The 24,424-nt window shown below is 55.3% G+C and carries 25 protein-coding genes; 7 read left to right on the plus strand and 18 right to left on the minus strand.

Annotated features, from left to right (window positions below):
• Window positions 1-92 precede the first annotated feature (92 nt).
• Window positions 93-998, minus strand: coding sequence for a fructokinase (mak, locus tag M2422_RS09865; protein ID WP_063441447.1), 906 nt, complete (start codon window positions 996-998; stop codon window positions 93-95).
• 123 nt (window positions 999-1,121) lie between these two features.
• Between mak and rdgC the strand changes: the two genes are divergently transcribed.
• Window positions 1,122-2,036 carry a recombination-associated protein RdgC gene (rdgC, locus tag M2422_RS09870; protein WP_023310540.1) on the plus strand — a complete coding sequence of 305 codons (915 nt, stop codon included), beginning with the start codon at window positions 1,122-1,124 and terminating at the stop codon, window positions 2,034-2,036.
• A gap of 47 nt (window positions 2,037-2,083) precedes the next feature.
• On the opposite strand, the gene ppnP is transcribed toward rdgC, so the two are convergent.
• From ppnP to M2422_RS09895, 5 genes are all read right to left on the minus strand, one after another.
• The gene (ppnP, locus tag M2422_RS09875; RefSeq protein ID WP_008503270.1) at window positions 2,084-2,371 is read right to left on the minus strand and encodes a pyrimidine/purine nucleoside phosphorylase; all 288 of its coding nucleotides are present in this window, start codon (window positions 2,369-2,371) and stop codon (window positions 2,084-2,086) included.
• A gap of 71 nt (window positions 2,372-2,442) precedes the next feature.
• Complete coding sequence (locus tag M2422_RS09880; RefSeq protein WP_008503271.1) at window positions 2,443-3,120, minus strand: AroM family protein; 678 nt, start codon at window positions 3,118-3,120, stop codon at window positions 2,443-2,445.
• A 237-nt stretch (window positions 3,121-3,357) separates the two neighbouring features.
• Window positions 3,358-3,549 carry a protein YaiA gene (yaiA, locus tag M2422_RS09885; protein ID WP_032638425.1) on the minus strand — a complete coding sequence of 64 codons (192 nt, stop codon included), beginning with the start codon at window positions 3,547-3,549 and terminating at the stop codon, window positions 3,358-3,360.
• Between the two features lie 44 nt (window positions 3,550-3,593).
• Window positions 3,594-4,118: a shikimate kinase AroL gene (gene aroL / locus M2422_RS09890; protein WP_064673464.1), complete on the minus strand. Its 525-nt coding sequence runs from the start codon at window positions 4,116-4,118 to the stop codon at window positions 3,594-3,596.
• A 143-nt stretch (window positions 4,119-4,261) separates the two neighbouring features.
• A complete protein-coding gene (locus tag M2422_RS09895; RefSeq protein ID WP_010428006.1) occupies window positions 4,262-4,720 on the minus strand; it encodes a YaiI/YqxD family protein in 459 nt (152 codons plus the stop codon).
• 97 nt (window positions 4,721-4,817) lie between these two features.
• Between M2422_RS09895 and proC the strand changes: the two genes are divergently transcribed.
• The gene (gene proC / locus M2422_RS09900; RefSeq protein WP_023310536.1) at window positions 4,818-5,627 is read left to right on the plus strand and encodes a pyrroline-5-carboxylate reductase; all 810 of its coding nucleotides are present in this window, start codon (window positions 4,818-4,820) and stop codon (window positions 5,625-5,627) included.
• A 14-nt stretch (window positions 5,628-5,641) separates the two neighbouring features.
• On the opposite strand, the gene adrA is transcribed toward proC, so the two are convergent.
• The 6 genes from adrA to M2422_RS09930 form a co-directional block, all read right to left on the minus strand.
• Entirely contained in the window at window positions 5,642-6,745 is a 1,104-nt protein-coding gene (adrA, locus tag M2422_RS09905; RefSeq protein ID WP_047061223.1) for a diguanylate cyclase AdrA, read from the minus strand.
• Window positions 6,746-6,847: 102 nt separating this feature from the next.
• A complete protein-coding gene (gene psiF / locus M2422_RS09910) occupies window positions 6,848-7,168 on the minus strand; it encodes a phosphate starvation-inducible protein PsiF (protein ID WP_023334671.1) in 321 nt (106 codons plus the stop codon).
• 89 nt (window positions 7,169-7,257) lie between these two features.
• Window positions 7,258-8,673, minus strand: a complete 1,416-nt coding sequence (gene phoA / locus M2422_RS09915; RefSeq protein WP_064673465.1) for an alkaline phosphatase — start codon at window positions 8,671-8,673, stop codon at window positions 7,258-7,260.
• Window positions 8,674-8,772: 99 nt separating this feature from the next.
• Window positions 8,773-9,033, minus strand: coding sequence for an anti-adapter protein IraP (gene iraP / locus M2422_RS09920; RefSeq protein WP_024906786.1), 261 nt, complete (start codon window positions 9,031-9,033; stop codon window positions 8,773-8,775).
• Window positions 9,034-9,243: 210 nt separating this feature from the next.
• A complete protein-coding gene (locus M2422_RS09925) occupies window positions 9,244-10,458 on the minus strand; it encodes a multidrug efflux MFS transporter (RefSeq protein ID WP_039263891.1) in 1,215 nt (404 codons plus the stop codon).
• 168 nt (window positions 10,459-10,626) lie between these two features.
• The gene (locus tag M2422_RS09930; RefSeq protein WP_064673466.1) at window positions 10,627-11,310 is read right to left on the minus strand and encodes an extensin family protein; all 684 of its coding nucleotides are present in this window, start codon (window positions 11,308-11,310) and stop codon (window positions 10,627-10,629) included.
• Window positions 11,311-11,413: 103 nt separating this feature from the next.
• Between M2422_RS09930 and ddlA the strand changes: the two genes are divergently transcribed.
• Window positions 11,414-12,514: a D-alanine--D-alanine ligase gene (ddlA, locus tag M2422_RS09935; protein WP_064673467.1), complete on the plus strand. Its 1,101-nt coding sequence runs from the start codon at window positions 11,414-11,416 to the stop codon at window positions 12,512-12,514.
• Here the strand turns inward: ddlA and M2422_RS09940 are convergent.
• Complete coding sequence (locus M2422_RS09940) at window positions 12,511-12,738, minus strand: DUF2754 domain-containing protein (RefSeq protein WP_033144741.1); 228 nt, start codon at window positions 12,736-12,738, stop codon at window positions 12,511-12,513. The two genes, ddlA and M2422_RS09940, sit on opposite strands and share 4 nt — an antisense overlap.
• 249 nt (window positions 12,739-12,987) lie before the next feature.
• Between M2422_RS09940 and M2422_RS09945 the strand changes: the two genes are divergently transcribed.
• Window positions 12,988-13,287 carry a DUF2755 family protein gene (locus M2422_RS09945; protein ID WP_008503287.1) on the plus strand — a complete coding sequence of 100 codons (300 nt, stop codon included), beginning with the start codon at window positions 12,988-12,990 and terminating at the stop codon, window positions 13,285-13,287.
• Here the strand turns inward: M2422_RS09945 and M2422_RS09950 are convergent.
• From M2422_RS09950 to M2422_RS09960, 3 genes are all read right to left on the minus strand, one after another.
• The gene (locus tag M2422_RS09950) at window positions 13,284-14,381 is read right to left on the minus strand and encodes a DUF1615 domain-containing protein (protein WP_045400611.1); all 1,098 of its coding nucleotides are present in this window, start codon (window positions 14,379-14,381) and stop codon (window positions 13,284-13,286) included. The genes M2422_RS09945 and M2422_RS09950 overlap by 4 nt on opposite strands.
• A gap of 14 nt (window positions 14,382-14,395) precedes the next feature.
• Window positions 14,396-15,616 carry a peptide antibiotic transporter SbmA gene (gene sbmA / locus M2422_RS09955; protein WP_033144739.1) on the minus strand — a complete coding sequence of 407 codons (1,221 nt, stop codon included), beginning with the start codon at window positions 15,614-15,616 and terminating at the stop codon, window positions 14,396-14,398.
• Window positions 15,617-15,731: 115 nt separating this feature from the next.
• Entirely contained in the window at window positions 15,732-16,265 is a 534-nt protein-coding gene (locus tag M2422_RS09960; RefSeq protein ID WP_033144738.1) for an isochorismatase family protein, read from the minus strand.
• 204 nt (window positions 16,266-16,469) lie between these two features.
• On the opposite strand from M2422_RS09960, the gene ampH reads away from it, so the two are divergent.
• On the plus strand, window positions 16,470-17,630 hold the full coding sequence (gene ampH, locus M2422_RS09965) for a D-alanyl-D-alanine-carboxypeptidase/endopeptidase AmpH (protein WP_039263885.1): 1,161 nt from the start codon (window positions 16,470-16,472) through the stop codon (window positions 17,628-17,630).
• Window positions 17,631-17,632: 2 nt separating this feature from the next.
• Here the strand turns inward: ampH and M2422_RS09970 are convergent, their stop codons facing one another.
• Both M2422_RS09970 and M2422_RS09975 read right to left on the minus strand, forming a co-directional pair.
• Entirely contained in the window at window positions 17,633-18,256 is a 624-nt protein-coding gene (locus M2422_RS09970) for a helix-turn-helix domain-containing protein (RefSeq protein ID WP_033144736.1), read from the minus strand.
• Between the two features lie 94 nt (window positions 18,257-18,350).
• Entirely contained in the window at window positions 18,351-21,125 is a 2,775-nt protein-coding gene (locus M2422_RS09975; protein WP_064673468.1) for an autotransporter outer membrane beta-barrel domain-containing protein, read from the minus strand.
• A gap of 451 nt (window positions 21,126-21,576) precedes the next feature.
• Here M2422_RS09975 and hemB point away from each other — a divergent pair, with 451 nt between their 5' ends.
• Both hemB and M2422_RS09985 read left to right on the plus strand, forming a co-directional pair.
• Window positions 21,577-22,551, plus strand: a complete 975-nt coding sequence (gene hemB / locus M2422_RS09980) for a porphobilinogen synthase (protein ID WP_028017695.1) — start codon at window positions 21,577-21,579, stop codon at window positions 22,549-22,551.
• Between the two features lie 120 nt (window positions 22,552-22,671).
• A complete protein-coding gene (locus M2422_RS09985) occupies window positions 22,672-24,396 on the plus strand; it encodes a lysophospholipid acyltransferase family protein (protein ID WP_048978958.1) in 1,725 nt (574 codons plus the stop codon).
• Window positions 24,397-24,424: the final 28 nt, after the last annotated feature.

Raw genomic sequence — 24,424 nt, forward strand, 5'->3', positions numbered from 1 at the left:
ACCAAAAACAGCAACTTGCGTTGCTGTTTTGCTTTTACCTTGCCCCACCCAGGCCCTCTCCCGCAGGGAGAGGGAATAAACATTATTTGCTTTTATTCCGGCCACAGCCACGCCGCGCCGCGCACGCCGCTGGAGTCACCGTGGACAGCTTTGCGGATCGGGGTTTCACACTCGCCGCCAAACACCCACTGTTTCACCAGATTCGGTACCGTGGCGTACAGCCGGTCAACGTTGCTCATGCCGCCGCCGAGCACAATCACGTCCGGATCGAGAATATTCACCACGTGCGCCAGGGATTTCGCCAGCCGCATTTCGTAGCGGCTAAGGGCCAGCTCGGCGACCGGATCCTGTTCTTCGACCAGACGCATGATTTCGTTGCCCCTGAGCGGCTGGCCGCTTAAGCGGTGGTAGTCGGTCGCAAAACCGGTGCCAGAGATAAACGTCTCAATACAGCCCTGCTTTCCGCAGTAGCACGGCACCTCAGCGCGGTATTTAAGCTCGTCTTCATCCATCCACGGCAGCGGGTTGTGTCCCCACTCGCCCGCGGTGCCGTTACCGCCGATATGGGCGCGTCCGCCGAACGCCACGCCCGCACCGCAGCCGGTACCGACGATCACGGCAAACACGGTCTGGGCACCGGCCGCCGCGCCGTCGATGGCCTCAGAGACCGCCAGGCAGTTGGCGTCGTTGGCCAGACGCACTTCCCGGTTCAGACGTTGGCTCAAATCTTTATCAAACGGCTGACCGTTGAGCCAGGTGGAGTTGGCATTTTTAACCACCCCGGTATACGGCGAGATCGACCCCGGGATCCCCATCCCGACGCTGCCGGTTTGCCCTGTCGCCTGCTCTGCCATCTCAACCAGGCTGGCAATCGTCTCGATAGTCTGGTGATAATCATCGCGCGGCGTCGGCAGACGGTGGCGGAACAGCTGCTCCCCCTGCTCGCTCAGCGCGATGACTTCTGTTTTGGTGCCGCCCAAATCGATCCCAATACGCACAAGACTCTCCTCATTATTTTGATTATCAACAGAGTAGAAGCACGCTTCCCGATTAGCAATGCAAGCGATGCGACAATTCGTTATCATGCCCGCTGATTTAACGACAAGGCCGTGGAAATTATCATGCTGTGGTTCAAAAATTTGATGGTTTACCGTCTCAGCCGCGACGTTTCGCTGCGTGCAGAAGAGATGGAAAAACAGTTAGCCGCTTATACCTTTTCCCCTTGCGGTAGCCAGGATATGGCGAAAACCGGCTGGGTTCCGCCAATGGGTTCACAAAGCGATGCACTGACCCACGCCAGCAGCACGGGTCAAATCATCGTCTGCGCCCGTAAAGAAGAGAAAATCCTGCCGACGCCGGTGGTTAAGCAGGCGCTCGAAGCGAAAATTTTCAAGCTGGAAGCCGAACAGGGCCGCAAGCTGAAAAAGACCGAGAAAGATTCGCTAAAAGACGAAGTGCTGCACTCTCTGCTGCCGCGCGCCTTCAGCCGCTTCAGCCAGACCATGATGTGGATCGACACCGTCAACGGGCTGATCATGGTGGACTGCGCCAGCGCCAAGAAAGCAGAAGATACGCTGGCCCTGCTGCGTAAAAGCATCGGATCTTTACCGGTCGTTCCGCTGGCGCTGGAAACGCCGATCGAGCTGACGCTGACCGAATGGGTACGCAGCGGCGCTGCGGCTCAGGGTTTCCAGATCCTTGATGAAGCCGAGCTGAAAGCCCTGCTGGAAGATGGCGGCGTGATCCGCGCGAAGAAGCAGGATCTGGTGAGCGACGAGATCGCCGTCCACATCGAAGCGGGTAAAGTGGTCACTAAACTGGCGCTCGACTGGCAGCAGCGCATTCAGTTCGTGATGTGCGACGACGGCTCCGTGAAGCGTCTGAAGTTCTGCGACGAGCTGCGCGATCAGAACGAAGATATCGACAGGGAAGATTATGCCCAGCGCTTTGACGCGGACTTCATCCTGATGACCGGCGAGCTGGCCGCGTTGATTCAGAATCTGGTGGAAGGTCTCGGCGGCGAAGCGCAGAGATAACAGGCAAAACGCAGGCCGGGTAAGCGTTAGCGCCACCCGGCTTTTTTTTATTTCAGGTAGCGGCACAGATAAGAGGTAGGTTCAGCGACCTGCAAATGGAACTCGCTGTGGCCAGGGACGTTGAAAACTTGCCCGGCAGCGTAAACTTTCCATTCCGTTTCACCCGGCAGTAAGACGTTCAGCGCACCGCTGACGACCGTCATTTCTTCAGCTTCCGCCGTGCCAAAGGTGTATTCCCCTTCCGCCATAACGCCGACACTGGCGCGGCCAGTGCTGCTGCTGGTAAAACCAATGGATTTCACTTTACCGGAAAAGTATTCGTTACTTTGAAGCATGAACTGGCCCTTATATTTATAGATAAAAATTCACTATAGGGGCCATGCTCATCACCTGTCACGCAAAATCATTACATGAGCAGTTCCGAGGCCAGGCGAGCCATCAGAACGTTGGATAACAGCACGGGAACATCCAGCGCTTTTTGCAGCAGATCACGATGATGCTGATGGAAACCGAGGCAGTCCAGAATCAAGACATCTGCTCCTCTCTCAAGCAGTTCCTTCCCGGCAGCAATGAGCTTGGCCTCACTGTCCCAGAACGGATTTGCCAGCGCATACAAGGGCACTTTTTCCAGCACGTGCCATTTTGCTTCCTGGTTATCCATGAGCTCCTCAATGGGCACAATCACCCCCACCTGATGACCATCCACGATGGAGGCCACCAGCGGTGGAATGATCCGCATCGGCTCAAGCAAAATCGCATTACGCGCCGTAAGCCCCTTAATGGGTGCGGTGCTCATCAGCAAAATAACGTCATAACCTTGATTATCGAGCACTTCTATTACGCCCTGCAGCGAGCGCTCGATTTTCTGACGCGAAACGTGCGCCAGTTTACCGTCGCTTAATAACGTCGCCAGGGGATCCTCCCCCGCCTCGACAGCGTAGTCTTCCATGACCTCTTCCCGACTCATCTTCCCCAGCAGGCTAAGATGCGTTATCTGTTGTTCAGATACATGCTCGGTTAAGAGCGGTAACACTTCGCTTACAGGGACCACACCAATGGTGAGGATCGCCAACGTTGCCTTCATCTTGATCGCCTTCCATTACTCCAACATCGTGCATACAGGTACAGGCTCACTACGCTGCACAGTTCATTTTTTCAACAAAACAGCACCAAGCGTAGCAGGTGATCCCGACATCGAAATGTAAAGATCGCCTGCCGATACCGGAGTTACTTGTAATAACTAAATATTAACTCCTGCTTAACTTTCCCGATGAGTAAAAAGTGTGATTCAGGCACGATACTGGAACGTTTAGGAAAAGGGTCAGGTTTTATCGGGATCTTCATAGCGCCGTTTCGCATCCAGCGCTTCCTGTTCAGTCTCGTGTTCACTGATCAGCGAGTCCGGCTTGGGGTGATCGGCACGCAGTTGATACCAGGTCACGGTATGACCCGTCTGGCCTTTTTCAACGGTAACAATACGTGCTTCACGCGGATAGGGAGGTCTGGTTGGCATAGCTCATCCTTTTTTTATGTCTGAGCTATAAGTATAGACGCCGGTTAGCTGGCACAAGCCAAACGCAGGGCGGTAATAATCTGAATCACAACGTCTTCGGGAGAGGCTGCCGCATCCACCACATGGTGAGCCGCTTCGCGGTATAGCGCATCGCGTTCGGCCAGCACTTCGCTCACCTCTTCGCTGAGCGGCCTGGTAGTCAGCGCAGGGCGTTGCCCCTCTTCCGGAAAAGCTTCCAGACGCCCTACCAGAGCCGACACCGGCGCGCTGAGATAAATCACAATCCCCTTTTCGCGCATAAAGTGGCGATTGCACTCCGCCAGAACGATGCCTCCGCCGGTCGCGATCACGGCAGACGGGGTGGTGACCGCTTTCAGCGCGGCGGTTTCGCGCGCGCGAAAGCTCTCCCATCCCTCTTGCTCAACAATCTCGGCGATGGTTTTTCCGGCCTCGGTTTGCAGCCAGTGGTCGGTATCAACAAACTGGCGATGACACACGCGTGCCAGCTCCAGGCCAACGGTGGTTTTCCCACAGCCGCGGGGGCCAACTAAAAAGATGGGTTGGGTCATGCCAGGTGTTCCCCTTGATGCCGAATGGCTGAAGAGTGTAAAGAAATAATTGCAGAAGATGTTGCGATTACTTTACTGCAAAGCGGTACGGGATGACAACCCTGTGGAGGCCACACTGTACCACAAATTGACAATAATTATCATTACGCTGTGCGGCGCTTCACTTCCAGCAGCCATTTATCCAGCTCGGCAGCGAACTGCTGGCGATCGCGCTGGGACAGGCTGTCCGGTCCACCGGTCTGCACGCCGCTGGCCCGCATCGTATCCATGAAATCGCGCATGGTGAGCTTTTCCCGAATGGTCGAAGGCGAGTAACGCTCCCCGCGCGGATTGAGCGCCGCCGCCCCTTTCTCCAGCACTTCGGCAGCCAGCGGAATATCCGCCGTGATCACCAGATCCTCCGCGCTGCACAGGCGAACAATTTCGTTATCCGCCACGTCGAACCCGGCCGGCACGCGCAAGGAGCGAATGAACCGCGAAGGCGGTACGCGAATATTCTGGTTCGCCACCAGCGTCAGCGGCATCTGAACGCGCTCGGCGGCGCGAAATAAAATCTCTTTAATCACGTTCGGACACGCGTCCGCATCAACCCAAATCGCCATATTGTCTCCCCATAATGACTCTGCCGACTATTGTCGCCTGCATTTCGTTGTTAAGCTATCAATCAGAGAAAACAACGCATAATGACGGAGAATCGTGATGGACAAGAAAATCGGGTTTATCGGCTGCGGTAACATGGGCAAAGCCATCCTGGGCGGTCTGATCGCCAGCGGGCAGGTGCTGCCGGGTCAGATTTGGGTCTATACCCCGTCACCGGACAAAGTCGCCGAGTTGCGCGATCAATATGGGATCAACGCCGCCGAAAGCGCGCAGGAAGTCGCCCAGGTCGCCGATATCGTCTTTGGCGCCGTCAAGCCGAACATCATGATCAAAGTGCTGAGCGATATCACCTCCAGCCTGAATAAAGAGACGCTGGTCGTGTCGATTGCCGCAGGCGTCACGCTCGATCAGCTGGCGCGCGCGCTGGGTCACGATCGTAAAATCGTCCGCGCCATGCCCAACACCCCCTCGCTGGTCAATGCCGGCATGACCTCCGTCACGCCTAACGCGCTGGTGACCACAGAAGAAGTGGCCGACGTGCTGAATATTTTCCGCTGCTTCGGTGAAGCAGAAGTGATTGCCGAATCGATGATCCATCCGGTGGTCGGCGTGAGTGGCTCAGCCCCTGCCTATGTGTTCATGTTTTTAGAAGCGATGGCCGACGCCGCCGTGCTTGGCGGAATGCCGCGCGCGCAGGCGTATAAGTTCGCCGCGCAGGCCGTCATGGGCTCCGCCAAAATGGTGCTGGAAACCGGCAAACACCCGGGTGAACTGAAAGATATGGTCTGCTCCCCGGGCGGTACCACCATTGAAGCGGTGCGGGTGCTGGAAGAGCGCGGATTCCGCTCGGCCGTCATTGAAGCGATGGCAAAATGCATGGAAAAATCAGAGAAGCTGAGTAAATCCTGATTTCTGACCGGGCGTCAGGCGGCCACTTCGGTGCGGCCGCGCCCGGCATTTTTCGCCCTGTACAGCGCCACGTCGGCCGCCTTCAGCCATTCCCGATAATGTCCAAACTGCGGCCCCCAGGGGGCAACGCCTACGCTGATGCGCAGCGCTTCTTTTGGCGCGCACGGCAACGTCAGTTTTTCCAGCCGCTCATGCAGTCGCGACATCACGGCGATGGCGCTTTCCGCCGCGGTCTGCGACATAATCACCGCAAACTCATCCCCGCCAAACCGACCGATCGCATCGCCTGACCGTACCGACCGCTGGAGCTGACGCGTAATAGCAATGATCGCCTCGTCGCCCACGTCGTGCCCCCAGGTGTCGTTGATGTTTTTAAAGTGGTCGATATCAATCAGCAGTATCGTGGCGGTGCTGTGGTCGCGCCGACAATGCTCAAATTCATTTCGCAGCAGCATTTCCCAGTGCCGACGGTTAAAGACCCCGGTCATCCCGTCGCGGGTGCTCATCATTTCCAGCCGCTGCTTATGTTCCGCAAGCCTGACGGCGGTTCGGTGGCTGAGCCAGGCAAACAGCATGGGATACAGCACGAGCACGGGTAACGTTAAGCCCCACTCCACGAGGTCGGGGTTGAAGACGGCCACTTTCCCGACGAGTGGCAGGGTCACCAGCGCGGAGAGCAGCGTCAACGCGATCCCCGGGATAAACAGACGACAGCCGCCGGAACCCATCATATTCATCCCCACCATCATCACCAGCGCTGCGGTGGGTAACGCATTCATCCCCATCACGCCGATCCAGAGCCCGGCGATAATGGCATCGATTTTAAGATTGAAAATTTCCTGCTGATGAGGTGAAGCGGCGCGGCAGGACAGCTGCCAGGCAAAATGGGGCCAGACGAACGACCATCCCACCAGTAAAAGCCACCAGCCACCGGGTAAAAAATGGGTGACCAGCATCCCCGCAACGGGGAAAAACATCGCCGCCAGCCCGACGGCGCGCGCCAGCCGAACTCGCCGGGCAAACTGAATGCCGGCGCGGTGAGGGTCATCCTGAGAAAGGGTTAAATTCCACTCTTCCCGAATGCGCTTTTTGTTGTAATACGTTTCATCATTCATCATTTTTGGGAATATTCTGAAACATTTTCCCAAATTATAGAGAGGGGGTCTGCGGGGAAAGTATGAAATTTCGGGTGAGCCGCCGAAGCCGCTCACCCGTTTGAACTACACTTTTTTCTTCAGGCACGCGCTCATGAACTTGCTGCGGTCGTCCCCCTTCAGGGACTGTTCGGTTGCTTTCGCATTACACTCGCGCATTTTTTGCTGCTGCGGCGTCAGGCTTTTTTCAGCCGGCTTCGCGGCGCCATTTTTAAGGCAGTCGCTCATGTAGGTTTTGCGAGCATCTCCCTTCAGACTCTGCGACGTCGCCTGTTGATTACAGGTGGTCATACGCTGTTGTTGCGGCGTTAGCGTTTTCTCTTCCGCGTTCGCCGATGCGACCAGGAACAGGCCGGAGAGCAGAGTAACCAGTAATGTTGTTTTCATTGCACCATCCTTTTGTGAACATTCCCTGTAAGTCTGGTTCGTGACAGGAAAAAAACCAGCCGACAGATGTGATTTCCGCCGGGATTTTATCATTTAAGACCCAGCGCCGCCTTCATGGTGTAGAACAGATCCGTTTGATCGGTCAGGCCTACCACATTTGCCGCGTGCGGACCGTAGGCTGCAATGCGCAGCTGGGTGCCGGTGTGCTCCATGGACTCTTCCTCAGAGTTGCCGTAGCTCAACACCATAACGGCGCCATCTTTGGTATTCAGCGCCTGCGTCAGGCCCGGGGCTTTAGTATCTGCCGGAATGATCTGGCTGGCATGGGCATGGTCCGCGGTGACGATCACCAGGGTGTTGCCGTCTTTTTTCGCGAACTCAAGCGCCTTCTGCACCGCTTCGTCCAGATCGACGGTTTCGCCAATCTGGCCGCACGGATTCGCCGCATGATCCTGCTTATCAATCGACGCGCCCTCAACCTGCAGGAAGAACCCTTTTTCGCTCTTGCTCAGCAGAGAGATGGCTTTATCGGTCATCGCCGCCAGCGTCGGTACGCTGTCCGTGCGTTTCGGGTTAGGCGTACAGGTTACGACAGGTTTATCGATATTGCCGTGATAAGAGGCTTTTGGTCCTTCCCAGCGCACGGGCATGTTGCCGTCAGAGAATAGCCCCAGCAGCGGCTTGTCCTGGTTCGCCTCGGTGATGGCTGCCAGAGAATTTGCGTCACTCACCAGCTGATAGCCGCGGGCCTGCGCCTGCTCGCGCAGCGTTTTGCCCTGCCACTCGCCCGCCGTTGCGGTTTCTGCGAAGGTTTTCGCGCCGCCGCCCAGGGTCACGTCAGGACGCGCGTTCAGCAGCTGTTCCGTAATCGAGCCTTTGCCGCCTTTTTCCAGCGCGTTCGTCGGGCATTTTTCGCTGGTCACTGACGGACCGTAGCATTTACGCGAGGTCACGTGCGCCACCAGCGCCGCGGGCGTTGCATCCTGAAGTTCAGCGGTGGAGACGTTGCCGGTCGCCAGGCCCGCCGCTTTTGCCATCTCCAGAAGGGTTTGATGATCTTTTTCGTGAATATCCACACCCAGTGCGCCATTATAGGTTTTCACGCCGGTGGACCACGCCGTAGCAGAGGCCGCGGAGTCCGTGACGTAATCCGGTTTACCGGTTTTTTTATCCAGCGCGTAATGGGTATATTGTCCGGTCAGCGGTAATGCGTCGATGCCTTTAAAAAAGCCGCCCGCACCCTCGGCATAATTTCGCGCCGCCGTGATTTCGGAATCCCCCATTCCATCGCCAATCAGCAGAATAATATTTTTCGCCGGCTTATCATTCAGCGAAGCGCGAATAGCGGCAGTTTGATCTTCTGATAAACGGCGTGCGCCGCCAGGCTGGGTGATATCCCCTTTTGCCGCGCGATTATCCAGCACGCTGGTTTGGGCAGTATCGGCATAAATGGCAGGGGTAATTAACAGGGGAAGTAATGCGATGAAAAGTGCGCTCTGTTTCAATTTATTTTCTCCATGTACAAATACATAAAAATAAAAACAGAGCGACTATAGGCATCCTGCATGACAATTCTATGACACGTCGTTACGTCCTGTGACGGTTTAGCTGCGCGGATGCCTTAACAGCTTCTTTACGTACTGGTGGAGCATCTCGGCATCCTCAACCGGAACCTGCGATTCAGGCCTGACGCTGTCCAGCGCGCCTTCCACGCTCTCAATCAACGCCTGTTGATCGGTTTTCGCCATTTGTCGCAGCAGCGCGGTGACCACAATTTCCAGCGCTTCGACCTGGGCTACCAGCTCTTTTGACTCCTCTTCCTTTTGTGCCAGCTTGACCAGCAATTCAGCAATGAGATTTTTCATCGTGCCAGTTCCTTTTTCAGTTTTGTCTGAAGTTAGCATTCTGAATCCATAATGCAAAGAGAAGAAATTTATTATGGTATGCAAAAGTGATGCAGGAATGAAAATAAAGGACCGCCGCGGTGAGCGAAACGTTTTTCTATAAAGAAGCGCCGCATTTTGTTATATAAAAATGCGGCTACCATAAGAATATATAATACATCAACGAAACGATTATCTCGCCGATTTCGCTTCCGCCATTTGTCTGCGGCGACGCAGCGCAATAGCCAGCTGGATAATATTGATTAAAACGACAATCGCCGTGGCCGCAAATACCCAACGAAAACCGGCCATCGCGGAAACAGATGCGCCAATAAGCGGACCGGCAACATTCCCCAGATACATAAATGACTGGTTATATCCAAAAATACGCCCCGTCACCTGGTCGCTGGAATATTTAACCAGCAGGGTCTGCACTGCAGGCAACATTGCACCATCAGCAAACCCGAGCAGGAATCGCAATACGCCAAGCTGAAGCGGAGAGGTGACAAACGACATCGCGAAGAAGAGCACGACCGCAAAGATCAGCGTCGCCATCAGGATGCGCGCCGTGCCGATCCTGTCACCCAGTTTTCCCAGACGCGGCGCGGAAATCAGAGCGGATACGCCCGGCACGGCGGCAATCATGCCGCTCAGAAAAGCGATATTTGTACTTTCCGGCTCCATCGACTTGATAAACAGCGCCAGAATCGGACCGACCGAACCGTTACAAAGCTGGATAACCATAGTGGTCACAAACAGGCTGATCATCAGTCCAGGATAGGGCAGCGAGGCGAAGACGGCCTTGCCGCTCAGGCGTTCAGATTTACTGATAACCGGGCGGCCTCCCTCTTTGATAAGAAAGAGCGTGACCAGAAAACTGACCACCAGCAGGATCGCGGTGATGATAAATACCGCGCGCAGCCCGACGTGATCCGCCAGAAAACCGCCCAGCAGCGGACCGCCGATGACGCCGCTGATCTGGGCCGTGGAGAGCGTACTCAGCGCCCAGCCGCTACGCTCGCGCGGCACCTGAGAGGCGACCAGCGCCATGGCATTCGGAATGTACCCGGACGTCAGCCCCATCACCGCACGCAGGAAAAACAGCTGCCAGACGTTGGTGGCGAAGGCCTGGAGCAGAATGGCAATCGCCATCCCGAGCGAGGCGCGCAGCAGCATCAGTTTTCGGCCTTTCCGATCCGCCAGGCTGCCCCACATCGGTGACACAATGGCGGAGACCAGAAACGTGACGCTGAACGTCAGGCCGGACCACATGGAGAGCGCTTCATGCGAGGTCACCCCCAGCTGCGAGACGTACAGCGGCAGGAACGGCAGGATCTGGCTAATGGCCAGCCCGGTAAAGAAGCAGCCGAACCAGACCGAGATGAGATTAACTTTCCAGGATTCCATAAAGAAATAGTCTTCATTTTTAGGCGAATTCGCCTACAGATTAGCAAGTTACGCGTTTTGACGTCGCACCAGAGATGCGGCCCGACTGACTTTGGTGTTTTATCTTCCCAGTCATCATATTTGTGAAATAAGTCACAATTCATCCATTTTCTGGCGGAATATTATGCTTCACCGACAGAGTCCGAAACCGCGCATTCCCAGATGAAAATGGTTGGCATGCGCCGCGTTATACTCCGGCCCCAGGCCGTTTCCGTAGTAGCCGCAGCTTGCCGCCAGCATGGCCTTCAGCCATGGATGCGTTGTTGCCGCCTTCCAGCCGTTCAGTACCGTGATGCGCTCCCCGTTCGCCAGCCGAAAGGCGGCGATATCCAACGCCTCCGCCGTGGCATGCTCACTGCGTCGCGCATCAGGGCGGTGGTAAATGTTGCGGCAGGCAAAGCTGCCGAGATGATCTATACGCGTCAGGTCGCTGCCCGTATAGCGTTTTGTCAACGGCCGGGCCTGCTGGCTGATAAACAGCGCAGAGCTGAGCGCCAGCGGACAGCTGGCAAGAAAACTGCTGTTCAGGCCGACCGAGCCGAAGTCACGCACGCGCACAACGTTGTTGAGCGGACACGCGCCGCCGCTGTCGGCCACCGGCTGGGTGCGGATGAGAGCTCTTTGGTTAGCCTGCGAAAGCAGGCTTGCGCACGCCTGGGGTGTTAGGCGCCGAAGCTTATACTGGGTGATACGGCCCGGCGGGTCGTCAAGCGTCAGCGGCATAAAAGGGTTGTAGTAAGGCGGCAACCAGCGGTAACCCACCGTTGCAACGGCCACAATGATGAAAACGGTCAGCAGCGTTTTTCCTTTCACTCTCCCCCCTCAACATTCCCCAAAACATTATGGCAGAAGGCCGCGAAACCCGCCGGGCATCGTGGTATGTTATTGGCTTTTCGTCAGACTGGAAGAGAGTGAGATGGCTAAGCAGCGCGTAGGTATTGTCTTTGGGGGAAAATCAGCGGAGCACGAAGTGTCATTGCAATCGGCCAAAAATATCGTCGATGCGATCGATAAAAGCCGTTTCGACGTCGTGCTGCTGGGCATTGATAAACAGGGCCAGTGGCACGTTAACGATGCCAGCCAGTATCTGCTGAATGCTCACGATCCGGCGCACATCGCCCTTAATCCTTCGGAAGTGAGCGTCGCCACCGTACCCGGCGTCGTGAAGGGGCAGCTCATCGACGCCGGCAACGCGCAGGCACTCGCCCAGATCGACGTTGTCTTCCCTATCGTTCACGGCACCCTGGGCGAAGATGGTTGCCTGCAGGGGATGCTGCGCATGGCCAACCTGCCGTTCGTCGGCTCGGACGTCCTCGGCTCTGCCGCGTGCATGGACAAAGACGTCACCAAACGCCTTCTGCGCGATGCCGGGCTGAATATTGCGCCATTCGTGACCCTCACCCGCGCCAACCGCGACAAGCACAGCTTCGCGCAAATTAGCGGAGAGCTGGGTCTGCCGCTGTTTGTGAAGCCGGCAAACCAGGGCTCCTCCGTGGGCGTCAGCAAAGTCACCAGCGAAGCAGAGTTCACGCAGGCCGTCCGTCTGGCGTTTGAGTTCGACCATAAAGTGGTGGTTGAGCAGGGCATCAAAGGCCGTGAAATTGAGTGCGCCGTGCTGGGCAACGATTTCCCACAGGCGAGCACCTGCGGCGAAGTGGTCTTAAACAGCGACTTCTACTCGTACGACACCAAATACATTGATGACAAAGGCGCGCAGGTTGTCGTTCCTGCGGATATCGATCCGGCGATTAACGATAAGATCCGGGCGATCGCCATTCGCGCTTATCAGACGCTCGGCTGCTGCGGCATGGCGCGCGTGGATGTGTTCCTGACGCCGGAAAACGAAGTGGTGATCAATGAAATCAACACGCTGCCGGGGTTCACAAACATCAGCATGTATCCGAAACTGTGGCAGGCCAGCGGCCTGAGCTACCCGGAACTGATCACCCGCCTGATCGAACTGGCGCTGGAGCGTCACGCCGCCGACAGCGCGCTTAAAAGTTCCGTAAACGGTTAATCGGCGCGCTTCGCCTCATCCGCTGTCGTCTCTTCAGGACGACGGCGGATAATCAACCCCGCCAGCCAGAAACTTATCACCCAGGTCACCAGCCCGACGGCATAGGTTTGCCATCCTTTTGCTTCAAACCCCAACAGGCCCACGACACCGTTAAGAATAAAGATCAGCCCGATAGCAAAGGCGTAGTAGTGCCAGTCACGGCGTAGTTTGGACGTGAGCTTCATAACAACTCCGGCAGGAAAAAAAGACATCCTCTCACAGTTTTACGGCCAGGTCTGTGGCAGATACGGAAATTCTGAAACGCGACGCAATTTCACTTAAGTGACGAAATTGTGATGTGCTGCAGAAATCGGCAATCCAGGAGAATTCCTGAGCGTAAATTACCACGATTCTGATATTGACAAATGCGATGACCTGTCAAACTCACCCCGTAAGACGCGTATTAAAACAGAGTGATACCACGGGAGGTCAACATGGCTGACTTTACATTGTCGAAACCGATTTTTGGCGGCAAACCAAAAACCTCCACGGCGGGTAATATCGCTTATGCCCTGTTTGTCCTGTTCTGCTTCTGGGCCGGCTCACAGCTGCTCAATATGCTGGTCCATGCGCCGGGCGTTTATGAACACCTGATGCAGGTGCAGGATAACGGACGCCCGCGAGTTGAGATTGGCTTTGGCGTCAGCACCCTGTTCGGCCTGATCCCCTTCCTCGCGGGATGTATGATTCTGGGCGTTGTGGCGTTAGTGTTGCGCTTTCGCCGTCGCCGTTAAAGCCCCATACAGCGAGCCCGGCGATCGTCCACGCGTTTTGCGAACCATGCGGTGGTCAGGTTACGGGTGATCTTCGGGCTTTCCAGCTGGATCCCCGGCAGGATCGCCCTCGGTAACGTTTTCCCGCTTTTCTGCTCCGCAAGCGCAAACACCTTGTTGTACAGATCCGTTTTCTCAAAGGCCAGGCTGTCGCCTTTCTCAAGCTGACGGCGAATGTCGCTATTGCTCAAGCCGAGCGTGGTGGATAATTTCCGTACTGCCAGCTCGGTGCTTCCCGCCTCGCTGCTGCCGTAAGCGATGAGATCGCCGTCCAGTGCGAGCTTGACGCCGCTTGCGCGGCTGACCGCACTCTGAAATGCCGCATTACGGCTGGCATACCAGCCCGCGTTAAAGTCGGCAAAGCGGTACAGCGGCTCATTGTAGTTCGCCGGATAGTTCAGCAGATGATACGTGCCGAACCACAGCCCACCGCGCAGGGAGAAGACCTCCTGACGTACCGTACCGTCGATTTTCCACGGGTAGCCGTCGGTATGCTTCTCCGCGAACGCAATGCTCACCTGCATCGGGCCACCGGTATGTACCGGGTTCAGCGAGCCAAACAGCTTCTGCCCCATCGGGACCATACTGATGAAATCATCAAAGATGGCGCTAAGCTGTTTTTCGGTTTTCACCGCGTCCAGCCGTTCGCTGTAGCTTTTGCCGTTCGGCGAGGTGATTTTAAGCGCGGTATGCACGAGGAAAACCGGGATATGCATGGATTCCGCGCGGCGGTCGATCTCTTTCCAGGCAATTTTGTTCAGGCCCGGCACCACCGGGTCTGACTGGTACATCGACTCCTGCTGCGCCACCGCCAGCACCGAGCAGATATTCTCCTCGGTCGGCGCGATCTTTTGGCTTTCAAAGGTTTTTGCCAGCGCATCTGCCCACGCGTTGCGATCCTTCACGCTGGCGGGCATTTTCTGCCGCACAACGCTCGCCACATCGACGGGCTTCTCCCCCTTTTTGAGCGGAGCGGCCCCTTTTTCGGCACAGCCTGCCAGCACAAGAGCGGCCAGCAAGGACAACGGTAACGCGCGCGGTACGGCAAAAGACATAGCAACTTCCTGTATTAGCTAAATGTGTTGGTGACTTCCTGCAGGTCACGATCGTCCAGCTCACGTTCAAAACTGCGCAGACGTTTGTAGATGGACATCAGTTCTACCAGGGTGGTCCAGGAGCTGATCAGGTACTGGAACGACCCGCGAACCTGACCGAAAACGTTGGTGATCTGCGTCATCAGACCGAGCGTAATCGTACCCGCAACAATCGACGGGAACAGCAGGAACAAACCGAAAACGTTATCCACCTGCAGATACAAAATACGGGCAATGTTGAAATACATATAGTGGAAGTAGAGTCGGAAGTAGTTACGACGCACGGCGCCAAACAGCTCGCGGACGGTTGGCGGCGAGGCGCGGTTGGCGTCATCTTCGCCGTAAACCAGTTCTTTACGGTAAGCGGCTTCCACGCGTTGATTTTTAAACTCCAGGCCCGGCAGTTTGATCCCCACCACCGCCAGCAGGCCCGTGCCCATCAGCGACCAGACGATCGCGGCAATCACCAGACCATAAGGAATATGGCCGACAATCGGCAGATCCGGCACGTGCGCCGAGAGCGTCACCAGCACCGGCAGGAAGGCGATTAGCGTCATGATGGCGTTGATAAAGCTGACGCCCATGTCTTCAAGGGTGGAGGCAAAACGCATGGTGTCTTCCTGCACACGCTGTGCGGCACCTTCGATATGCCGCAGGTGCTGCCAGTGCGCCATATAATGTTCGTTCATCGCGGTACGCCAGCGGAAAACGTAGTGGCTGACGAAGAAGTTGTTCATCACGCCGATAATCACCGCAATAAGGGCGATACCGAGGAAGACGCCGACTTCATGATAGAACTGGTTGATGGTCACCTTATGCGGCGAGCTCAGCGCGGTCTGGATCAGATCGTAGAACGGCGCATACCAGGCGTTCACCGCCACGCCCACCTCCACGAGGAACCAGGTGACAAAGATAATTAGCGATGTGCCGAGGATAGACCAGTACTGCCAGCGGTGCGGAGAATACATAAACCAGAACAGGGCAAACAGCCCTACGCACACCGTGTAGTAGGCGTAAAACAGTAGATAGCTGAGCGACCAGAAGCGCGCCGCGCTAATCGGCACCTCGCCCGTTGCTCCCGTGATGCGCGTCAGCCATGCGCCGCCGCCCGCCTGCCAGAAAATGACAGCGATGAGTGCCCAAATAAATGCCGACAGGAAAAAAGGCCCCGGCTTTGGGAAAAAAGACTTAAACATAATGCTTCCTTCTTGTTGTTATGGCTGTTGCTGTGCACAACACGTTACCACACGAAAAACCTGCCCGAGCCAGCCTCCCGACTCAGGCAAAAAGGTCAGACCCGAGGGTTGATTATTAGTTCGCTTTCCAGTTTTCGAGAATTGTTTCGGTGCGTTTCACCGCGAGAGGATTCGCCGGCGCGATGAAGTTACGCCAGACGTCGTTGTGGTGGTTAATCAGGATCCGCGCATCTGCCGCCGGGCGATTGGCGGTAGTATGGGCATCTTCCGCCACGGTGATGTGATAACCCCGGCTGACGCCGTTCTTGATCGTCGCATCGACGCAGTAATCGGTGGCGCAGCCGCAGATGACAAACTCGCGAATGCCCTGCTCACGCAGCAGCGCCTCAAGCACGGTGTTATAGAAGGCATCACAGGCGGTTTTGGTCACATATAGCGCGTCAGCTGGCTGATGGAGTTCAGGCAGTAGCGCAAACCCTTCACTTCCCTCTTCCAGGCCCCCTGCCTCGGTATGCTGAATAAAAATGACCTTGTCGGCTGCCTGCGTAAGCTGGTTGATCAGAGAGACACATTTTTCGCGCTGATGACGAGGGGTTTCAAATACCCCGTTCTGCATATCGACAACCATAACCACACGCTTCTCAGACATACCGTTCTCCGTAAGATTGAGTGACACTGGTGCCTATCATAAGCCCGATGTCACAAAATGGGAGATGGCTCGTCAGTAAATTGTTCATATTTACCCATGGTTACGTTTTTCTCGCTATCGTTATGCAATTCGGGGCATTGCGCGGTACCGATTAGTAGTATAAATACCCATTACTTTCTTCATTCACTTCATGGATGCTTTTCGTTGAAACGTTGTCTGCTCTCTTTTGCCGCGCTGTGTGCGGTGAGCTTTTCTACCGCCCAGGCAGCCCAACCGCTGACGGCACCCGTTTTAGCTTCAGATATTGCCGACCGCTACGCGAACCTTATCTATTACGGCAGCGGTGCGACCGGGATGGCGATGGTCGTCATCGACGGCAACCAGCGTGTGTTCCGCAGCTTTGGCGAGACGCGCCCAGGAAATAACGTTCACCCGCAGCTGGATTCCGTTATTCGCATCGCGTCCTTAACCAAGCTGATGACCAGCGAAATGCTGGTGAAACTGCTCGATCAGGGCGTGGTAAAACTCGACGATCCGCTCAGCAAATACGCGCCTCCAGGCGCCCGGGTTCCAACCTGGCAGGGTACGCCGATTCGGCTTGTGAACCTTGCCACCCACACCAGCGCCCTGCCGCGTGAGCAGCCAGGCGGGGCGGCGCACCGTGACGTATTTGTCTGGCCAACGCGCGACCAGCGCTGGAGCTACCTGAGCACCGCCACGCTGAAGGCGGCGCCGGGTTCGCAGGCCTCTTATTCAAACCTGGCCTTTGACCTGCTGGCGGACGCCCTTTCAACGGCGGCTGGTAAACCCTACACGCAGCTTTTTGAAGAGCAGATAACCCGTCCGCTGGGTATGAAAGACACCACCTTTACCCCGTCTCCGGATCAGTGTCGTCGCCTGATGGTGGCGGAGAAAGGCGCTAGCCCCTGTAATAATACGCTGGCGGCCGTGGGCAGCGGCGGGGTCTATTCCACACCTGGCGACATGATGCGCTGGATGCAACAGTTCCTTTCCTCAGATTTCTACGCACGCAGCAGCCAGGCCGATCGCATGCAGACCCTGATTTATCAGCGCACTCAGCTGCAACGCGTCATCGGGATGGACGTGCCGGGTAAAGCCGACGCGCTCGGTATGGGCTGGGTCTATATGGCTCCGAAAAATGGCCGTCCGGGTATTATTCAGAAAACCGGCGGCGGCGGCGGATTCATCACCTATATGGCCATGATCCCGCAGTCAAACGTGGGCGCATTTGTGGTGGTCACCCGCTCCCCGCATACGCGTTTCGTCAATATGAGTGACGGGATTAATAACTTAGTGGCTGAACTGAGCGCCAATAAAGCCCAGGTTCTCACCGCGTCTAACTAATTTTAATATTCCGTGGGCAAGCGGTTGATGCTGACCAGCTTGCCCCGGCTCATGTTGATATAGTTTCCCTGCCTCAGGGCGGCAAGCACCTCGGCAACAACGGAGCGTGAAATTCGTGTGCTCTGTTGAATATGATTCATCACACCGATTTTTGAACGCAGCGTTTCATCCCATTCCGCCATATTCAGCAGCATCGAGCGGATCTGGTGATAGGAATTATTTCCCACCAGCTGCTTATCGCGTTTCTCAAGAATGTAAGTTATCCAGGATAACCAGCAGAAGGCCTCTTTCCAGAGTGAATACTGCTGGATGAGTTGACGGGTGGTTTCCGTGGGCAAATAAAAACCGGTACAGGCCGTTTTAGCAATCACCCTGTATTCGTGAGAGTGATTAATCACCACCGTAGATAGCCCGAATATAAAAGGGGCAGTCGCAATCCCCACCAGCAATTCATCAGAAGTTCGATAAACCTCAATAACGCCGGTTTGTAATACGATCGTACAAGGCTCATTCCATTCGCCTGACGTAATTAATTGCTGGGGCGCACATGTAAAAGGGGTACTGGCCGCTGTTAAATACTGTTCGAGCCGGCGTAATTCAGAAAGCGGTTTCGCATTAACGTTCATGCAGACCTCAAGTCATCCGTATTTGTCGGTCCAATATTATTTTTATTGCTTCTATAAAAAGCGGGGGAGATAACCACTCCCCCGCTTTTATTCATTACCAGGTATATTTCACGCCCAGATTTGCGCCCCAGTTCTGATCAACGTCGCCGCCGCCCAGATAAGTGGCATCGGTGTACGCACTGAAGTTCTTCGTGAAGCTAAACTGGGTGCCCAGCCCTACCCGCACAGCGGAGCCTTTCACGCCGTTATCAATGCTGTCACCGTTAATATCGGCATTGTTATCGGCATCGTCATAGACGTAGGCCAGTTTGAAGTAAGGCGTCAGAGCCTGTTCGCCGCCGTAGTTGAAGGTGTAACCCGTATCAACACCGAGTTCATAACGCAGGCTATCGTATGATTGTCCATCTACGCGCATGTCATTGCTCAGACGATAATCATCGCCAGACTGGAACAGGCCAGATACGGCTGCATATGGCGTAACGTAGCCAGAGAGGTTTGGTTTCCAGTCATAGCCCAGCTTCAGCCCAAAACCAACAGCATCATTCGTGGTATTGCCGTCAACATACTTACCGTTGCTCATGTTGGCAGAGAGATCGCTGTTGAAGCGGGTGTAGCTCAGGGAGCTGTCGAGGAACAGATCGTTCATGAACTTCGCTGACGCATAGATCATCGCTGTCTGGCTATCCTGATCGACCTGACCGGTACGATCGCTGATATCACCCTTCGCGAAACCTGCCGCCCCACCGACGATCCATTTTGCATTATTACCGTCAATCTGGGTGTCCAGACCCACCATAATACCACTCACGTCCTGATCGTAGCTGATAACGCTATTGTCACCGTCGAAGTTGCCACCGAAGTAGCTCACCCACGCCCCGCCGTTATCCGTCAGGCCGTGACGGCTGTTGGTCAGACGCGTGCCGACGGTATCCTGCTGCAGATTCCAGATATTGGTATTGGCAGATGGGATGCTCAGCGCCATGTTGGCAGAGTCAGTCAGCTCTTTCTGCTGAAGGACAACGGCGTCACCCTGCTGCTGCGCCTGATAGGTGTAAGCACCTAAATCGGCTTTGTTTGCGGCAGTAAAGCTGGCTGTGGTATCCGCGTTATTGTCATAGACGCGAATAATCTCTTTGTTTTTGTAATCGGCAACGGAACCGGCACCGGTCGCATCGTCGATGCGCACCTGGTAGTTACCTGCAACATCACCGTTCACTGACAGATGGCCATCTGAGTTAATCGCCACAACGCCATAGTCGTAATCGGCATTGTACTTATCGTTAGTGATATAGCGTGCGTTGTTCAGATCGCTGTTCAGGACGTAATCACGACTGGCAACGTTCAGCACCCCGCCATCGGTCAGTTCCATATTATGCGTATCAACCTGACCCAGCCCCAGCGCCAGCTCAGCACCGTTATCCACGGTGATGGTGTTGGCATACAGTTGGGACGTTTCTTCCGTCAGTGCCGCACGGCTATAGCTGTCCAGATACAGATGGTCGGTCGCCACAGCACCGCTGTCTCCAATATTCATTGATGAAGCATTGGTCAGGGTGATGGAGTCCGCCAGCAGATCAGAGTCTTCAACGTTAACCTGAGACTGGTTGTTTACCGTCAGCGTGTCGATGTTTGAAAGCTTGCGGGTATCCCACTCAGAGCCGTTATCCAGCGCGATGTTAAACAGCCCGCTCTGATACACAGCTTCACCCGCAACGTGTCCGTTGCTGTCATAAATGGAATCCGGCCAAATGCTGTTAGGGGATAAGCTACTCCAGTCTACGTTACTGTAGCCCAGGCCATACATCTGCGCTGGGCCGATAGCCTCGACGCTGGACTGTGCTGCACCGACCCATTTGCTGCCGTTGGTCAGGGTGACATCCAGCTTATCGGTGCCATCCCAGCCGTTGGTGGTTGGGTTATAGACACCGTCTGCAGTCGTATCCGTTGCCGGATCGCCGTTCGGATAGAAGTTGTTGTCGAAGGTGCTGGAGAACAGAATATCGCCAGTAACGGTGGAATGATCGAACGTGGCAGTGGTCTGCATCGCGTTATCAGACGCGCTAGCGGCAACGATCAGCGCCGCATCATCCGCTGCCGTGGCATTCGTTTCACCGTAGTCGCTCGGTTTCGCGGTTTGACCGTAGAACCCGCTGGTTCCCAGATCGCTGTACGCGCCTGAGGTCAGAACGGAGTCTTTCACCACCAGCGTGTCGGTAAATACGTTGCTGCTGTTGGCTACGCCTTCAACACCGTCGTAAGGAGTGTTATCCGACTCCTGATAACCCTGCGTCAGGGTAATACCGGCAATGTGGGAATTATTCTGGATAACAATATCGGACTCTACATCCAGGGTAATCGCATTACCCAGATTATACGTGTCCAGATAGTGTCTTTCCGTATTTTCCCCATTCACGACGTCATACGCATAATGCTCATAGGTATCGTTAATGGTGGAATTATCTACGGTCAGGCTAAAACGATCGTATTGAGAATGGTTGGTGCCATCGGTATCCAGGCCTTCAGCACACGAGGAGGTCATACACTTAGAGGTAATCATGCCATTAATGGTGCTGTTGGAAATGCTTAACGCATTCGCCCGCCCATTGATGCCATCATCCAGATAATATGTTGAAATAACACCATTCACGGTGCTTTTATTAATCACCGGATAAATATCGCCGTCGTGGGTCGCGTCTGAGTAATCCCAGTCGGCATAGCCATAATACCAGGGAGTGGAAGCGGTATTATCGTATCCGAATGTATTATATGTCGTACCGGAAATATCCTTCGCATTGGCCTGAGAAGCGATAGCCAGGGTGCAGGCTAATGCAAGTTGAGATACAACGAGTTTCTTTTTCCATGTTTGCATTGGGTCATCCCTCCTCAGGGACGTAAGCAAGTTTGTCCATCAATGATTTTGCAATGTTTAATTGCGGAGGGAATTATGCATTTTCATTTCGAAAAGGTTCAATGAATGTTTCCATTAAGTCCGTATCCAGACTAATAACACATCAAAACCGAGAAAGCATCTGTCACTACAGATAAATATTATAAAAACAAAGCATTAAAATACAGACACAACAATAAGAAACATATAAAAATATATAATGAATCATTTTCAATGATGTTTTCTATTTAATATAAAAACAATATGAATAACTCATCTCCATTTCGGCGTTATACTGCCCTGCATTATATATTGATGCCAGAAAGTCAGACCCATCACATTTTACAAAAATAAAATGCCCATTTTTACCAAAACACCTGTCTTCACTTTGAGGTACACTAGCCTTCTTTGTTCCACAAACATCAGGCATACCATGACCGATTTAATTGCACGTCCCCGCCGCCTGCGCAAGTCACCTGCACTGCGCGCTATGTTTGAAGAGACAACCCTGACCTTAAACGATCTGGTGTTGCCGATTTTTGTCGAAGAAGAGATCGATGACTACAAAGCCATCGAAGCCATGCCGGGCGTAATGCGCATTCCGGAGAAATATCTGGCGCGTGAGATTGAACGCATCGCCAACGCGGGGATCCGCTCGGTGATGACCTTCGGCATCTCTCACCATACCGATGCCACCGGCAGCGACGCGTGGAAAGAAGATGGCCTCGTTGCCCGCATGTCGCGCATCTGCAAAGAGACCGTGCCGGAAATGGTGGTAATGTCAGACACCTGCTTCTGCGAATATACCTCTCACGGCCACTGCGGCGTGCTGTGCGATCACGGTGTCGATAACGATGCCACCCTGCTGAACCTCGGCAAACAGGCGGTCGTGGCTGCCGCTGCGGGTGCGGACTTCATCGCGCCCTCTGCCGCAATGGACGGACAGGTTCAGGCGATCCGTCAGGCGCTGGACGCGGCGGGCTTTACCGACACCGCCATCATGTCTTACTCCACCAAATTTGCCTCCTCCTTCTACGGCCCGTTCCGCGAAGCGGCCGGTACGGCGCTGAAGGGCGATCGTAAAACCTATCAGATGAACCCGCTGAACCGTCGGGAAGCGATTCGCGAATCCCTGCTCGATGAAGCCCAGGGCGCAGACTGCCTGATGGTGAAACCAGCGGGCGCGTATCTCGATATCCTGCGCGACATCCGCGAGCGCACCGAGCTGCCATTGGGCGCTTACCAGGTCAGCGGCGAGTACGCGATGATCAAATTCGCCGCGCTGGCCGGTGCGATTGACGAAGAGAAAGTGGTCCTCGAAAGCCTCGGCGCCATCAAACGCGCAGGCGCGGATCTGATCTTCAGCTACTTCGCGCTGGATCTGGCCGAGAAGAAAATCCTGCGTTAATCCGCTCTAGCGCCGGGTAGCGGCTTCACCTTACCCGGCCTGCTCTAATCTTCACCAAACTGCAATACAACCGACATCTGCGCCTTCTACTGTCTTCGCAAGACGGCAGGAGGAGTAACCATGTTTAGCCTCGATAGCGTTCTCGACGATCTTTGGCCTCAGGCGAGGCCTGCACCCTGGCAAAAAAGTCTGTTAAAAAGACTGTTTTACGAAGACGAGTTTCAGCAATTTGCCGCAGCACACCGCCACCTGAAAGGACTGGATATGGTGGAGCAAGTTCTGGAACACCTTGATATTCTCTGCACCGTTTCCGCCCGCGATCTTGAACAAATCCCCGAACATGGCCCGCTGGTCATTATTGCCAACCACCCGACGGGTACGCTGGACGGCCTGGCGCTGATGTACGCCGTCTCCCGCGTGCGACGCGACGTTAAAGTCGTGACCAACCGGATGCTGACCCACCTTGAGCCCCTCAGCTCGCTGTTTATTCCGGTGGACAATATGGGCGGCAGGACGGCGAAATCGTCGCTGGTGCAGATGGAACAGCATCTGCAAAACGCAGGCGTGCTGATCTTCTTCCCGGCCGGAGAAGTTTCCCGCCCCACGCGCAAGGGCATTCGCGATAAAAAATGGCACTCTGGCTTTATCAAACTCGCCAGCAAGCTGCGCGCCCCGCTGCTGCCGGTGCATATTCAGGCGCATAACAGCCTGCTCTTCTATGCCAGCACGCTGGTCTCCCCGACGCTGTCGATGCTGCTGCTGATGCAGCAGATGTTCCGCCGCCGCCATAGCCAGCTGCCGATTAAAATCGGCCAGCAGATTGCCTGGCATCACTGGCACAGCGCCACCCTTTCGTCGCGTGAGATGGCCGAACAGTGCCGTCAGCACGTGATGCGTCTTGGCAAGGGATTGCCTGGCGTCTTTAAAACCCAGTGCGCCATTGCCCGTCCGGAAGACCGGGCCACCCTGAAACGCGCGCTGGCGCAGGCCGAATGTCTGGGCAATACCAGCGACGGTAAAACCATCTATCTTTGGCAGCGCAACGGTCAGGAAGACGCCCCGCTGCTGCGCGAGCTGGGCCGCCTGCGAGAGATTGCCTTTCGCGCGGTCGAGGAAGGGAGCGGCAAACGCCGTGACACCGACTGCTACGATGATGATTATCTGCACCTGATCCTGTGGGATGATGAGGATCTGGAGATCGTCGGCGCGTATCGCTTTATGCCGACCGCCAGACAGGTTGAACGTCGCGGTCTGGAAGGGTTGTACAGCTATAGCCTGTTCCACTACGACGACAAAATGCAGGACGTGCTGGAGCACGGTATTGAGCTGGGGCGCAGCTTTATTCAGCCGCGCTACTGGGGACGCCGTGGCCTGGACTATTTATGGTCCGGCATTGGGGCCTACCTGGCGCGTTATCCGAACTACCGCTACCTGTTTGGCCCGGTCTCCATTTCCGGCGGCTTACCGCCTGCCGCGCGGGATCTGCTGGTGGCCTTTTATCGCCTGTGGTTCCCGGCAACGCATCCGCTCGCCGCGTCACGTCAGCCGTATCCCGCATCGCTGCCGGACGTGCTCGCGCAGTTTGGCGGCATGGATTACGTGGACGACCTGACAAAACTGAAATCCCTGCTCGGTAATCTGGGCTGCGGCATTCCGCCGCTCTACAAGCAGTATTCCGAGCTGTGTGAACCCGGCGGCGTGCAGTTTATTGATTTTGGCAGCGACCCGGCGTTTAACGACTGCGTCGACGGACTGGTGCTGGTGGATTTGTGTTACCTGAAGGCGAACCGGTATCAGCGGTATATAGAGGCGCATTTAATACCCTCACCCCAGCCCTCTCCCTAACAGGGAGAGGGTGAAAACCGCACCGGGC

The organism is Enterobacter sp. SLBN-59, from assembly GCF_024807915.1.
GTDB lineage: Bacteria > Pseudomonadota > Gammaproteobacteria > Enterobacterales > Enterobacteriaceae > Enterobacter > Enterobacter asburiae_B.